The sequence below is a fragment of the Nitrosomonas sp. JL21 genome, from assembly GCF_009833095.1.
Taxonomy (GTDB): domain Bacteria; phylum Pseudomonadota; class Gammaproteobacteria; order Burkholderiales; family Nitrosomonadaceae; genus Nitrosomonas.
This window is the reverse complement of sequence record NZ_QRCB01000001.1, coordinates 286,627-299,906: the sequence shown is the minus strand read 5'-3', so window position 1 is coordinate 299,906 and position 13,280 is coordinate 286,627. Positions and strand designations below refer to the sequence as shown.

Here is a 13,280-nt window from a genome sequence, read left to right as displayed (position 1 = left end):
CGATCATTCAGCCTTCGCTCATCACTCCGCATGATCATCCTCATCGATGTTCGGCTTCAAGCTGTTGGATAACATGTTCCATCTTCATGAAGCGCGATCCTTTGACCAATACAGTCACATCATCGCCGAGCAGATGCTCGGCGACATCCAATAAAGCCTCGAGCGAGCTGAAATGCTGCGCACCATGACCAAATTCGCGGCTTGCATACGCACTCAATTCACCGAGTGTCAGTAACTGATCCAATTGCGCGCGGCGCGCCTCTTGTCCGATCGAGCGATGCAGATCGATGGCGGCTTGACCCAGTTCTCCCATGTCTCCCAACACCAGGATTTTTTTCCCGCTGGTAGCGGCCAATACTGCCAGAGCAGCACGTACCGATTCCGGATTGGCATTGTAGGTATCGTCGATGAGCGTGGAATGATGCCGCCCTATTTTTCTTTGCAAGCGCCCCCGCACACCGTGGAAATTTTCCAGGCCGGCCGCAATCGATACCGGGTCGATATGTAAAGCGCAAGCAGCTGCTGCGGCTGCCAAGGCATTGTAAATATTATGTCTGCCAGGCACGTTCAATTGCAGATCCGCCTTGCCATACGGCAATTTCAATTTGATCCTGGGCGTAAGTGAATCCGTCTGGTATTCAGCGGTGACCCGAGCAGGCGTATGTAATCCAAAATCGATCACTGCCCGCGACCCCGAACATTGGCGCCAGAGCGGCGCGAATACATCATCCGCGTTGATCACCGCAGTGCCATTTTGATCGAGCCCTTGCAGGATCTCAGCCTTGGCTTGAGCCACCGCCTCAACGGATCCCAGTCCTTCAATATGAGCCCCGCCCGCATTAGTGATCACTGCAATCGTCGGCTTGGTCAATTCCGTCAGATAGGCAATTTCCCCAAGATGATTCATGCCCATTTCGATCACCGCATAGCGGTGATGTGAACGCAGGCGCAGCAGCATTTGAGGTACGCCAATATCGTTATTGAGATTGCCCTCGGTCGCGAGAACAGGATCTGCTGAGTTATCTGCGCATACGCTCTGATGAATTGCATCATAGCGAAGAATGGAAGCAATCATTTCCTTGACCGTGGTTTTTCCATTACTACCCGTCACTCCCACGACAGGCCCTGTAAAACGATTCCGCCAATAAGCAGCCAATCGTCCCAGGCCGATGCGTGTGTCGTTGACGCATATCACTGGAATATCGACAGCCAGCGGTTGGTCATCCGTCGTTCGATTGATCAACGCTGCAACTGCGCCATTCTCGATCGCGCTCGCAACGAATTGATTGCCATCATATTTTTCACCCGCCAATGCAACGAACAAATTTCCCTGCTTGAGGGTACGACTATCAGTGCTTACGCCCGTAAATAAAACATCCCCGCCATTCCAACCGGTCTGCAATACGTGAGCAACTTCACTGATCATCATCATTTCTTGACCCGTACTTTGCGAGTTAATTCGTTCAGCACTTGCTGTACGACGTCGGCATCACTGAAGGGAATCTTATGTCCTTTGATATCCTGAAATTTTTCATGTCCCTTCCCTGCAATCAGAACCACATCACCCAATCGAGCATTATCGATTGCTTGATAAATCGCTGAGGCGCGATCAACTTCAATTTGATGATTTTTGCCCGAGGCACCCGCCACAATGTCGCGAATAATTTGCATGGGATCTTCGGTGCGCGGGTTATCGCTGGTAAAAATCACTGAATCCGCCAACCGGGTTGCAACGTCTCCAATCATGGCACGTTTGCCTTTATCCCGATCCCCGCCACAACCCACCACGCAATATAAACGCAGCCGGCGGGAACCCGTGGTTGTTTGTTGGCTTCTACGAAGAGTATCCCGTAATGTGCAGAGCACTTTTTCCAATGCATCGGGAGTATGCGCATAGTCTACAATGATGATGGGCTGACCAGCCGCGACATATTTTTCCATACGACCGGGCAACGTGCGAATGTCACCCAATGCCTTGACGGCATCCGATAAACCGACCCCACTGGCCAGCAGGGATGCCACCACTGCCAGAACATTCGAGGCATTGAATTTGCCCAACACATTCAAAGCGATGTGTTCTTGCTCATGTTCATATTCGATATCAAACTCGATTCCGTCGAGGTCAGCCTGCAGGTTTGAGCCGTACACCATTCTGAAACGTTTTGCATGTCCAAGTTCCGGATAATTGAATCCATACCCGATGATATGGGTAGTTTTATGGGCAAGCTGGCGCGATAATTCCACACCCAGCACATCATCCATATTGATGACCGCATACTTCAAGCCGGGCCAGAAAAACAATCGCGCTTTGGTGGCTGCGTAGGCATCCATATCCTGGTGGTAGTCCAGATGATCACGCGACAGATTGGTCAATACCGCAACCGAAAACACCGTGCCGTTGACACGTCCTTGCGCTATCCCATGCGATGACACCTCCATCACGGCATTCTCGGCACCGCGCTGCTTGAATCGCCTCAGCATGCGCTGCAGCACGGTCGCATCCGGAGTTGTATTTTCGCTTGCTTCAAGTTCCGCGACAAATCCATTCCCAAGCGTGCCGATAATGGCTGTTTTCCTGCTCAGATTGGCCATGGCTTGCGCATACCAGTGGCAGCTCGAGGTTTTACCATTCGTCCCGGTGACCCCCACTACCCATAAATCCTGTGACGGATGCCCATAGACATGATCGGCGATCAACCCCGCCTTGCTCTTCAATTCAGTGACCGGTAAGTCAGGAACGGCCCACTCGGGATTCCACGAAAAATCCTGCGAATCCCACACAATCGCATTCGCTCCAGCTTTAATCGCTTGCGGAATGAATGTACGTCCGTCGGCTCTTTCACCTGCATAGGCAAGAAAAGTATCTCCAGGCCTGACTTGCCGGCTATCTGTCACGAGATTAGTGATAGGCACACCCATTTCATCGAGCTGATGAATGTCAAACGATCGGGATGTTTTCTTTTTGACGGCCATCACAGTCATCCTTCTTCATCCATTTCTGGCATGGCGGTAAAGGTAACCACATTATTAGCCGGCGCATCGGGTGGAATATTCAAGCTGTGCAGTGCATTGCTCATCACATTACTGAATACCGGGGCGGCTACCGCACCGCCAAAATACTTTCCGGCCGAAGGTTCATCGATCATTACCCCGATAATCAATCGTGGATTCGATGCCGGCGCATAGCCGACAAACGTCGAGATATACTGTTTCTTCGCATACTGACCGTCGATCAGCTTATGCGCCGTGCCGGTTTTGCCAGCGACACGGTAGCCATTGATCTGTGCCAGCGGCGCAGTCCCGCCGGGCTTGGTCGCCAGCTCGAGCATACGACTCATCGCCAGGGCGGTATCCCGAGAAATGACGCGCTGCCCCATGACCGGCATATCCCGCTTCATCAGCGACACGGGCTTCAGTTCGCCGCCGCTGGTAAAAATCGTATAAGCGCGCGCCAATTGCATCAGGCTAGTGGAAATTCCGTGTCCATAGGACATCGTAGCTTGTTCTATTGGGCGCCAGGTATTGTAGGAGCGCAGTACCCCGCTGGCTTCCCCCGGAAAACCCGAGTGTGTTATTGCTCCGAAGCCTGAGCGGTTCAGCATTTCCCACATCGTTTGGGGCGCCAGCGACAAGGCAATTTTGGCAGTTCCCACATTGCTGGATTGCTGAATGATTTCAGCAACTGTCAGTTCACCCTTGTTATTGACGTCGCGTATCGTTCTCCTGCCCACTTGCATCAAGCCAGGCGATGTTTGCATCACGGTATTCGAATTGACTTTTCCCACTTCCATTGCCACCGCCACAGTGAAGGGCTTCAACGTCGAACCAGGCTCAAAAGTGTCGATCAAGGCGCGATTGCGAATTTTGTCGTTGCTGATGGTGGATCGGTTATTGGGGTTATAGACGGGCAAATTGGTCAACGCCAGGATTTCACCCGTCTGCGCATCCAGCACTACGATGCTGCCAGCTTTGGCTTTATTGAGTTTGACCGCTTCTTTCAGTTCTTCATGGGCGCGGTATTGAATGCGTCGATCGATCGATAAAATGAGATCTTGTCCTTGCTTGGGCAAGCGTATATTTTCGATATCCTCGACGATTCGCCCTTTATTATCCTTGATGACGCGCCGGCTCCCCAATTCACCGGCCAGGATTTCCTGCCAGCCCCGCTCAACCCCTTCCTGACCTTTATCGTTGATATCGGTAAAGCCCAGCACATGTGCCGCATGCTCCCCTTCGGGATAATACCGCTTGGATTCATAGGTCAAATCAATGCCAGGGATCTTAAGCTTCATAATTTTTTCTGCGATTTCGGGAATCACTTGCCGCTTCAGATACACGAAACGGCTATTCTCACGATGCAGGCGCCGCTCTAGTACGGTACTTGGCGTCTCCAGCAATTTGGACAATTGCTTTAATTGTTCCGGTGTAATTTTGACCAATTTCGGATCCACATGAACCGAGGCAATGGGAGAACTGATCGCAAGTATCTGGCCATTCCTGTCAGTGATCATGCCGCGATCGGCATTCATCTCAACCACGCGGCTGTATCGCGACTCCCCCTTTTCCTGCAAAAAATCATGATGCATTCCCTGCAAGTAGGCAGCGCGTCCCGCTAGGCTGATCAGACCCAATACCAACAAGCTGAATAATAAAAATGAACGCCAGGCAGACAATTTGATTTGCGGTGGTTGGTTCGTAATCATCGGTCAGTCCCATTATTTCGCCGGTTATTTTTTGCACCTATCGAGATGACTTGAATGTCGGTTGCCGCCGGAACGACCATCTTCAGGTGTTCTTTTGCGATACGTTCAATTCGGCCATGCATGATCAACGTACTCTGCTCCAATTGCAGCCGCCCCCATTCCACCTCGAGCTTTCGCTCCGTTTCCTTTTCATTTTCAAGCGTCATGAAAAGCTTTCGCGCCATGTGTTGCGACGTTACAATTCCCAGCGCACAGGCAATCCCCACCATTACTAAGAAAATGTTCAATTTGAACATTGCGCTTATCCATTCATCGCGATTCTCTCCGCCACCCGCATCACGGCACTCCTCGCTCTGATATTTCCCGCCACTTCATCTTCCTTTGGACGAATGGCCTTACCGATCAACTTGAGTGTGCACTTGCTGAAACGTTGCAGTTCTCGGTCTGTCAAAGGCACAGTGCGAGGCACACTATCTTTCCTCGCAGCATTGCGTATGAACTGCTTCACCATCCGATCTTCCAATGAGTGAAAACTGATCACCACCAATCGTCCTCCAGGGTTGAGCAACTCGACGCATTGCGGCAGCACTAACGACAACTCCTCAAGTTCCTGATTGAGATAAATCCGAATCGCCTGAAAAGTGCGCGTCGCCGGATGCCGAAAACTCTCCCGCTGGCGCGGACGCACGACCGTTGCGACAATCTCGGCAAGTTGTAATGTGGTAACAATAGGTCGCCGCGTTCTTGCCATAATAATCGCTCTTGCAATCTGCCGAGCATACCGTTCTTCGCCATATTCTCTTATCACCTTTTCCAGTTGATCTTCCGAAACCGTTGCCAGCCAAGCCGCAGCCGTCTCGCCCTTACTCGTATCCATGCGCATATCGAGCGGCCCGTCCAAACGAAAGCTAAATCCGCGCGATATTTCTTCCAATTGTGGCGATGACACCCCCAAATCAAGCAGCACTCCATCAATATGCGTAATATCCATTTCTCGCAATAGTCGGCGCATGTTGGAAAAACTGCCATGAACAATGCCAAATCGCTTATCCGCAATCGCCTGAGCCGCTTCAATGGCCGCCCGATCCCTGTCAAGTGCAATCAATCGACCATCCTCACCCAGTTGCGACAGGATTTCACGGCTATGCCCACCCCGCCCGAAGGTGGCATCCACATACACACCATTTGGCTTTATGGCTAACGCTTCAATTGCTTCGCACAACAGAACCGAGGTGTGCATTCGCCCTGCTTGCAAGCGCACCTACAGTGAAAAGCCTTGCAGCTCAGACGGCATCTTGCCATCCTGGAACTTCAGTGCTTCTTCCAACTGCTTATTCCATTGAGCTTCATCCCACAATTCAAATTTTGTTCCTTGGCCTACCAACACCACATCTTTGGACAAACCAGCAAATTGACGGAGAGGCGGAGATATCAAAATACGACCAGCGGCATCCATGTCGACGTCACAAGCATTACCAACGAGCAATCTCTGCAATTGTCGAGTGGGAGGATCGAAGCTGGAAAGATTATTGAGTTTTTGTTCTATCGGTTCCCAGTCTGGCTGAGGATAAATTAATAAACATTTTGAAGGATCGACAGTCACTATCAGATGTCCTGCACAGGAAGACATGAGCTCGCCACGGTATCTTGCAGGTATTGCAAGCCTACTCTTCGCATCTAGACTAAGTTGCGTGACGCCACGAAACATTCTGTCTCCTCGTATAAGGGAAATTTGCAAATCAATTAATTTCCCACATTTTCCCACCACTTCCCACTTTAATGAAAAAAACTTGGATCGTCAAGCAAGAATTTGGGAGTTTATAGTTACATGACAACAACTTAAATCAAGCGCTTGTAGGGATGGAGGAAAGAATAAATAACTCGATAAATAATGCAGATAGCATAAAAATTAAATGTAAAGTATTAGCTTTAGTAAGTTATACCCATGAATAAACTTGTTTCCTTGTCAGAAAAATTGCACACTTTTGGTTTTCTCGAATTCATCATTCGCATATAACAATGACTCCTCATTATTGGATTCAAGCGGTGCAAGAACTGGCGCAATCCGATCCTGTCATGCATCATCTTATTCAAAGTTACGAAGGAGCAGTATTGACTTCACGCGGTTGCGCATTCACTACGCTGGCGCGCTCCATAGTAGGTCAACAGATCTCGGTCAAAGCTGCCGAGAGCGTTTGGCAGAAAATCTCCGTCGCCATCCCCGCCATCACGCCCCACGACCTAGCCATGGCAGAACATGAAGCATTGAGAACATGCGGATTATCTGCGCGCAAAATCGAGTATTTACGCGACTTATCTGGCTATTTTCTGCAGGGTAAATTTGAAGAAACCCAATGGGATCGAATGGATGACGAAACATTGATCGATGAGCTCATCCAGATCAAAGGAATAGGTCGATGGACAGCTGAAATGTTTCTGATATTCTATATGCAGCGGCCGGATGTATTGCCGCTCGACGACATCGGATTACAGCGTGCAATCAGTCGACACTATAACAGCAACCTGCCTGTCGCCAAAAAGGCAATGCTCGAGCTGGCAAGACCGTGGCAGCCGTGGCGTTCAGTAGCAACCTGGTATTTATGGCGCAGCCTGGATCCGATACCGGTAGAATATTGAAATCTGATACTTGGCTCTAAAAATCTTGGCCCGACTGCGCTCCACTTCTGAAATTTACGCTCTGCGCCTCCCGATAGAGCCTGATTAAACGACGCTCACTTTAGAGCTCATGTGCATTTTAATGCTCGCACCCCATCAATTGCAGATGCCTACATTGACACACTCATCATTCACCGCTTCCGATTCCCGCCGTTTATCCATCGTGGTGCCATGCTTTAATGAAGCGCAAGGATTGGACGCTTTTTTTGACAGACTGGAGTTGATTCTGCATCAACTTCAACCGTATGACCATGAAATCATCTGTATTGATGACGGCAGCAGCGATAATACGCTCGATGTGCTACGCCGCCATGCCAATCGGAATTCCCGTATCATAGTATTGGAATTGTCGCGCAATTTCGGCAAGGAAGCAGCCTTAACTGCAGGCATTGACGCCGCCAGCGGAGATGCCGTGATTCCGCTCGATGCAGATCTGCAACACCCTCCAGAATTAATCGCTGCAATGGTAGAGCATTGGGAGAATGGCAGTGATGTCGTTTTAGCCCGACGGCAATCTCGAACAACCGATCACCCGCTGCAACGGTTCATAACGCAAGGATTCTATCGGCTCCACAATACCATCGCCGAATGCGAAATTCCTAAGGATGTCGGCGATTTCCGCTTGATGGATAAACGGGTCGTCGACGCATTAAAGCAACTACCTGAACGCCGGCGGTTCATGAAAGGATTATTTGCCTGGGTGGGCTTCAAACACAGCGAAGTGGAATTTACAGTAGAACCCAGGCAATCCGGCAAATCATCTTTCAACGCCCGTCGTTTATGGATTCTCGCGCTCGAGGGCATTACCAGCTTCAGCACGGTTCCTTTGGTGGTATGGGCCTATATGGGTTTTACGGTGGCTACAGTCGCGCTGTTTTATGGCTGCTGGATCATCATCAAGACACTCGCTTTCGGTATCGACGTACCTGGCTACGCCTCACTATTGACCGCGATTCTTTTTCTCGGCGGCATTCAACTGCTGGGCATAGGCATATTGGGCGAATATGTCGGACGCATATACAGCGAAAGCAAACAGCGGCCGATCTATATCATCCGCCAACGTTATGGCGGCAATAATCCAGATGCTTGATCGTGAAACGGGACGTCAATTGACGGGATTCTCGCTGATTGGCGTGATCAATACTCTCATCCACTTGGGGCTGGTCACGGCACTGGTTGAGCTTTTGACTATTCATCCCATGCCAGCCAACGGCATGGCGTTCATCGGTGCCAACCTATTCTCGTTCTGGGCAAATAGCCGCTGGTCATTCCGAACCGTCATCACGGGTCAACGGTATTTGCGTTTTTTGACAGTCTCGCTGATAGGGCTTGCCGTATCGGTCATGTCCATCGCCGTCAGCGAGGCTCTACACTGGCATTATTTGATCGGTGTGTTGCTGTCCTTCATATTTCTTCCACTGGTTACTTTTTTGGCCCATCGTTATTGGACATGGAAAAATCTAGACTAGATCATCATTTCCTGCATACAGATCAAGCGTTGCTTCATACGATCCTTAGCGCAATGCTGTTAGCCTTGCTGAGTATTGGGTTATATCATGAGACGCTCTCAGCGGGCTGGCGATTCGATGACGGTGGGCATCTCAACTTTGCGGTCTCATATACGCCGTGGCAGTATTTTTTTGTTCCTGACATTACCCGATTGCAATCTGGAGCCAACCTAACGCCATGGAATGCACTTTTTTATGATATCAACTTGGAATTATTCGGCTTAGACCCAGCCGGATTCTATGCACATCTGCTGATATTGCTCTGGCTTACCAGCATTGCCAGTTATCTTTTATTGAAATTATGGATACCCGCCCACTGGGCGCTAACTGGCTCGGCGCTATTTCTTGTAAGCGCACCAACTACCCACATTGCAAATGAGATCATGACCGGTCATTACGCCAGCGGATTGCTTTTTACTGTCATTGCTCTATATGGCTACACAAGAGCTATCCATGACCAACGCTTTTCATGGGCATTCTTCAGCGCGTTTTTTTACCTGCTTGCGGTAACATGCAAGGAAATTTATGTCCCGCTAATCGCCATTTTGCCTTTTCTACCGGCGGGAACACTCAAGACCCGGCTGCGATTGGCACTTCCTCTGATCTGTGTAGCTTCGGCTTACTTGCTGTGGCGCTTTCATGTATTGGGGCGACTGTTCGGAGGATATAACTTGGGCGGCCAGTTCGATCCCATCTTAATTCTCGACATGTTTGGCAGCCTCCCCTCACTTCTGTCCGGCGATCATTTATTTGGCTCATTAGCATGGTTTATTATTCTAACACTCATTTTTTATGGACTTTATCGCCAAAAAATTAACGTCATAACATCGATTGCCGCTATGGCGATATTGCTTTTTCCGCTCATACCCCTCGTCAATTATCCCGGCGTTACGGCGCCTGATCGTTACTTATTTTTGATTGCATGGGCAACAGCAATGCTCTTGGCTTACCTTCTTGCCATCGTGGCCAGCCAATTGAGCAATTCCGTTGCCTGGTGCATTGCGTTCATCTTGACTGGGATCAGCCTGAACCATCATAACGACGAACATAAACGACTATTAGAATTAGCCGATCCCACTGAAAAATCATATGAATTCATGCTCAACAGTAACGGCGGCCAATTCTATATAGCGCCAAATTTCGATAACTATTTTGGTGCTGTATTGCCCGAAGCAGTGGCAGCACAGCAGAAACTTTCGCGCCATCCGGTCCAACGGGCACCGTTAATCCCTGATATCGAACAATTGGCAGCGCTGGATTTATCCCATGCCAGTGTTTGGCGTTATGAAAGGCATTGCCGATGCGTCGAGAATGTATCGTCGATCGTACCTGGTTTAGTTGAGGACTATAAACATAAACTTAAAGAACGTGCCTTGACGGTTCATCTTAGATTGCAACCGTTGAAAGCAGAGTGGGAATTCGGACCCTATCAGGATGGCGAATATGCCATCATGCTCAACAACCAAGGTTATTTTACATTGCCCCGCATGGGCGCTCATTCTTATCCGCGTCAATCGTTGGAAGGATATATTCTTTATAAATCGCCGGAGGGATGGTTAACCCGCAGTCCTCATTTCCATCTCGACCTATCCACGCAATCGGAGTGGCAATGGTCGCGCTCTGATCTCCCTCCCTCCTTGTGATGAACCGGCAGAAATTATGTAAAGCCTAGAACGGACAGCATATTACAAGGCAGAATTCGTAAAATGCAATGTACGCGCTGCAAAAAACATTCTGCAGCTAGCTTGATTTCAGCGACACGCGACCAGATATAGAAATTTCTTGACTGACATAGCGACTCCAAAACCGGCATTCATGCAGCGGAGTGACTAACCGGTTAGGCGCTACCTAAAAATACCGTTAAAATGACTCTTTGCTAAATCAATACTATATTTCCATGACGCTTGTTTATTTTGATCACAATGCCACCACCTGTGTAGATGATGCAGTCCTGAATGCTATGCTGCCCTATTTTCAGCAGGAATTCGGCAATGCATCCAGCCGGCACGACCTCGGCATTCAAGCTCGCCGGGCGATCGACAAAGCGCGCCGACAAGTCGCGGAGGCTGTTGGCGTGCAGCCAGTACAGGTTATTTTTACCAGCGGCGGTTCCGAAGCCAACAATCTGTTCATACGCGGCGCAAGCGACAACCTGAAACCGGGCCATGTATTCATCAGCGCCATCGAACATCCCTGCGTTCTCAAACCAGCACAGGCATTGTCCCGTCACAGCAGCGAACCGTGGAATCTGCAGCAATTACCCGTTAATCCTTCCGGCCAAATCGATCTGGAAGCAGCGAAACTTGCCCTGCAACAACATCCACCGAAACTCGTTTCAGTGATGCTCGCCAATAATGAAACCGGCGTGATTCAGGATGTCGCCGCGGTCGCAGAGATGGCTCGTGTTAATGGCGCAGTCGTCCATACCGATGCGGTTCAGGGTTTGGGAAAGATTCCCGTTGATTTTGCCCATTTGAATGTGCATGCCATGACCTTGTCAGCCCACAAGATCAATGGCCCGAAAGGCGCAGCCGCTTTGATCGTGGATAAACGGTTGCTGTTAAAACCCCTGATTTATGGCGGGGGGCATGAAAACGGCCTGCGTTCCGGCACCGAAAACGTACCTGCCATCGTCGGCTTCGGTCTGGCTTGCGAGCTGGCAAAAGCGCGTACCGCAGAAACGGCGCGCCATGTTTCTGAGTTGCGCGATCGGCTGGAACAGGGTTTGATCAGCATGGACGCAGTCATTTTTGGCCGCGAAGCAATACGCATCCCGAACACGTGTTACTTTGCTCTGCCAGACATCGAAGGGGACACTTTAGTGGTGAAACTGGACAAAGCCGGATTTGCCGTTGCCGCCGGTGCAGCATGTTCCAGCGTCAACCCCGGGCAGAGCCATGTCCTCAGCGCCATGCAAGTCGATCCGATGCTGGCGCGTTGCGCGGTTCGCGTCAGCCTGGGCCGCGATAACACGATGCAGCAGATCGATGACTTTTTGCGCGCCACGCAACGCATCGCTGCGGAATTGAAACAAATGAGCAGCTTCTCTTCGCAATAAACTGCGCCTCGACTGCAAACTTCGTTACAATGCCGCACGGAACTTTTTCGCTCAACTCAGTAACCGATAGCATCCCATCTATCTGATATCAAGTCCATATGACGCCAAATCACTCATTCTCACCGGCAACCCCGATCAAAGCCATCATTCTCAGCGCTGGACAAGGACGACGGCTATTGCCGCTGACTGAAAACATGCCAAAATGTCTTTTGCCGGTTGCCGATCAACCGGTATTGGCACGGCAGATCGACGCACTGCTGGCAGTGGGTATCAACCACATCACCGTCATCACCGGCTTCCAAGTTGCCCTGATCGAAGCCTTGCTCCAGGAGCGTTACAACGATCATCCCGATATCAAGGCACTCTTCAATCCCTTCTATGAAGTGGCTGACAATCTGGCCAGTTGCTGGATCGCACGCGATGAAATGAACGATAGCTTTCTGTTATTGAACGGCGATACCGTCATTGAATCCGCCTTGCTGCAGAAAGTCTTGAATTCAACGCCTGCGGCCATTACACTGAGTGTCGATTACAAAGATAGCTACGATGCCGACGATATGAAAGTACAGTTGGGCACTGATGATTGGGTGCAACAAGTCAGTAAAATCGTACCACCCCAGCAAGTGAATGCGGAATCGATCGGCTTGCTCTACTTTCGCGAACAAGGGGCACAATTATTCCGCCAAGCTGTTGAAGAAGCGCTGCGCCATCCGGCTGAACTAAAGTCCTGGTACTTGTCGATCATCGATCGGTTGGCGAAGCAGCATCTGGTTCATGCCTGTTCAGTCAGCGGCTTTCGCTGGTGCGAAATCGACTTCATTGAAGATCTGGCGCGCGCCGGCATCATTTTTGGCTCATGCAAACATGACTGACCATTTATCGTTTGTCGACTTCAATGCCACGATGCGCAAATTCGGCGCGCCGCATACCATCATCTGTCAGTATCAATACTGGACTGTCATGCTGCGCCCGATGCAAGCGACACTCGGCGCACTGGTTCTGGCGGCTCACGAACCGGCACAGGTGTTTTCACAACTGAGTTCAGGAAGTTTTACCGAATTGCATACCGTCACCGGACATATTGAATTTGCGCTCACCACCGCATTTCACTATGACAAAATCAATTATCTGATGCTGATGATGGTCGATCCGGATGTACACTTTCATGTGCTTCCCCGCTATGCTCAGCAGCAGCAATTTGCAGGCAACGAATTCATCGACGCTGGCTGGCCGGCTGTGCCGAACCTGGGACACATCAATGCAACAGATGCCACCATGAACCAGCTCATCGTGAAGCATATCCAAGCATGCTGGCCTGAACCATGATCTTGCGAG

13 protein-coding genes are annotated in these 13,280 nt (G+C 50.2%); 7 read left to right on the top strand and 6 right to left on the bottom strand.

Annotated features, from left to right (window positions below; genetic code table 11):
- Window positions 1-40: 40 nt before the first annotated feature.
- The 6 genes from murF to mraZ are packed head-to-tail and all read right to left on the bottom strand — an operon-like array spanning window position 41 to window position 6,411.
- Window positions 41-1,432 carry a UDP-N-acetylmuramoyl-tripeptide--D-alanyl-D-alanine ligase gene (gene murF / locus ABF87_RS01330; RefSeq protein WP_160827311.1) on the bottom strand — a complete coding sequence of 464 codons (1,392 nt, stop codon included), beginning with the start codon at window positions 1,430-1,432 and terminating at the stop codon, window positions 41-43.
- Window positions 1,429-2,973 carry a UDP-N-acetylmuramoyl-L-alanyl-D-glutamate--2,6-diaminopimelate ligase gene (locus tag ABF87_RS01325; RefSeq protein ID WP_160827310.1) on the bottom strand — a complete coding sequence of 515 codons (1,545 nt, stop codon included), beginning with the start codon at window positions 2,971-2,973 and terminating at the stop codon, window positions 1,429-1,431. The genes murF and ABF87_RS01325 overlap by 4 nt, the downstream gene beginning before the upstream one ends.
- A 5-nt stretch (window positions 2,974-2,978) precedes the next feature.
- Window positions 2,979-4,703, bottom strand: a complete 1,725-nt coding sequence (locus ABF87_RS01320) for a penicillin-binding transpeptidase domain-containing protein (protein WP_160827309.1) — start codon at window positions 4,701-4,703, stop codon at window positions 2,979-2,981.
- Window positions 4,700-4,999 (bottom strand): cell division protein FtsL, encoded by a 300-nt coding sequence (gene ftsL, locus ABF87_RS01315; RefSeq protein WP_160827308.1) that lies wholly within the window; start codon window positions 4,997-4,999, stop codon window positions 4,700-4,702. Before ftsL ends, ABF87_RS01320 begins: the two co-directional genes overlap by 4 nt.
- A 5-nt stretch (window positions 5,000-5,004) precedes the next feature.
- Window positions 5,005-5,943, bottom strand: coding sequence for a 16S rRNA (cytosine(1402)-N(4))-methyltransferase RsmH (gene rsmH / locus ABF87_RS01310; RefSeq protein WP_160827307.1), 939 nt, complete (start codon window positions 5,941-5,943; stop codon window positions 5,005-5,007).
- A gap of 21 nt (window positions 5,944-5,964) precedes the next feature.
- Window positions 5,965-6,411, bottom strand: coding sequence for a division/cell wall cluster transcriptional repressor MraZ (mraZ, locus tag ABF87_RS01305; protein WP_160827306.1), 447 nt, complete (start codon window positions 6,409-6,411; stop codon window positions 5,965-5,967).
- Window positions 6,412-6,722: 311 nt separating this feature from the next.
- Between mraZ and ABF87_RS01300 the strand changes: the two genes are divergently transcribed.
- The 7 genes from ABF87_RS01300 (at window position 6,723) to ABF87_RS01270 (ending at window position 13,271) form a co-directional block, all read left to right on the top strand.
- Entirely contained in the window at window positions 6,723-7,340 is a 618-nt protein-coding gene (locus ABF87_RS01300; protein WP_160827305.1) for a DNA-3-methyladenine glycosylase, read from the top strand.
- A gap of 145 nt (window positions 7,341-7,485) precedes the next feature.
- A complete protein-coding gene (locus ABF87_RS01295) occupies window positions 7,486-8,469 on the top strand; it encodes a glycosyltransferase family 2 protein (protein ID WP_160827304.1) in 984 nt (327 codons plus the stop codon).
- A complete protein-coding gene (locus tag ABF87_RS01290) occupies window positions 8,444-8,848 on the top strand; it encodes a GtrA family protein (protein ID WP_205012642.1) in 405 nt (134 codons plus the stop codon). The genes ABF87_RS01295 and ABF87_RS01290 overlap by 26 nt, the downstream gene beginning before the upstream one ends.
- Window positions 8,830-10,530 carry a hypothetical protein gene (locus tag ABF87_RS01285; protein WP_160827302.1) on the top strand — a complete coding sequence of 567 codons (1,701 nt, stop codon included), beginning with the start codon at window positions 8,830-8,832 and terminating at the stop codon, window positions 10,528-10,530. The genes ABF87_RS01290 and ABF87_RS01285 overlap by 19 nt, the downstream gene beginning before the upstream one ends.
- Window positions 10,531-10,784: 254 nt before the next feature.
- On the top strand, window positions 10,785-11,945 hold the full coding sequence (locus tag ABF87_RS01280; protein ID WP_160827301.1) for a cysteine desulfurase family protein: 1,161 nt from the start codon (window positions 10,785-10,787) through the stop codon (window positions 11,943-11,945).
- A gap of 98 nt (window positions 11,946-12,043) precedes the next feature.
- Window positions 12,044-12,817 (top strand): phosphocholine cytidylyltransferase family protein, encoded by a 774-nt coding sequence (locus ABF87_RS01275; RefSeq protein WP_160827300.1) that lies wholly within the window; start codon window positions 12,044-12,046, stop codon window positions 12,815-12,817.
- Window positions 12,810-13,271 (top strand): HIT family protein, encoded by a 462-nt coding sequence (locus ABF87_RS01270; protein ID WP_160827299.1) that lies wholly within the window; start codon window positions 12,810-12,812, stop codon window positions 13,269-13,271. Before ABF87_RS01275 ends, ABF87_RS01270 begins: the two co-directional genes overlap by 8 nt.
- Window positions 13,272-13,280: the final 9 nt, after the last annotated feature.

Excerpts from the sequence above, each read along its gene's own strand:
- mraZ (WP_160827306.1), bottom strand. The coding sequence starts at position 6,411 with ATGTTTCGTGGCGTCACGCAACTTAGTCTAGATGCGAAGAGTAGGCTT.
- ABF87_RS01300 (WP_160827305.1), top strand. The coding sequence starts at position 6,723 with ATGACTCCTCATTATTGGATTCAAGCGGTGCAAGAACTGGCGCAATCC.
- ABF87_RS01285 (WP_160827302.1), top strand. The coding sequence starts at position 8,830 with ATGGAAAAATCTAGACTAGATCATCATTTCCTGCATACAGATCAAGCG.
- ABF87_RS01325 (WP_160827310.1), bottom strand. The coding sequence starts at position 2,973 with ATGGCCGTCAAAAAGAAAACATCCCGATCGTTTGACATTCATCAGCTC.
- ABF87_RS01320 (WP_160827309.1), bottom strand. The coding sequence starts at position 4,703 with ATGATTACGAACCAACCACCGCAAATCAAATTGTCTGCCTGGCGTTCA.
- ABF87_RS01290 (WP_205012642.1), top strand. The coding sequence starts at position 8,444 with ATGGCGGCAATAATCCAGATGCTTGATCGTGAAACGGGACGTCAATTG.
- rsmH (WP_160827307.1), bottom strand. The coding sequence starts at position 5,943 with ATGCACACCTCGGTTCTGTTGTGCGAAGCAATTGAAGCGTTAGCCATA.
- ftsL (WP_160827308.1), bottom strand. The coding sequence starts at position 4,999 with ATGTTCAAATTGAACATTTTCTTAGTAATGGTGGGGATTGCCTGTGCG.
- murF (WP_160827311.1), bottom strand. The coding sequence starts at position 1,432 with ATGATGATGATCAGTGAAGTTGCTCACGTATTGCAGACCGGTTGGAAT.
- ABF87_RS01275 (WP_160827300.1), top strand. The coding sequence starts at position 12,044 with ATGACGCCAAATCACTCATTCTCACCGGCAACCCCGATCAAAGCCATC.
- ABF87_RS01295 (WP_160827304.1), top strand. The coding sequence starts at position 7,486 with ATGCCTACATTGACACACTCATCATTCACCGCTTCCGATTCCCGCCGT.
- ABF87_RS01280 (WP_160827301.1), top strand. The coding sequence starts at position 10,785 with ATGACGCTTGTTTATTTTGATCACAATGCCACCACCTGTGTAGATGAT.
- ABF87_RS01270 (WP_160827299.1), top strand. The coding sequence starts at position 12,810 with ATGACTGACCATTTATCGTTTGTCGACTTCAATGCCACGATGCGCAAA.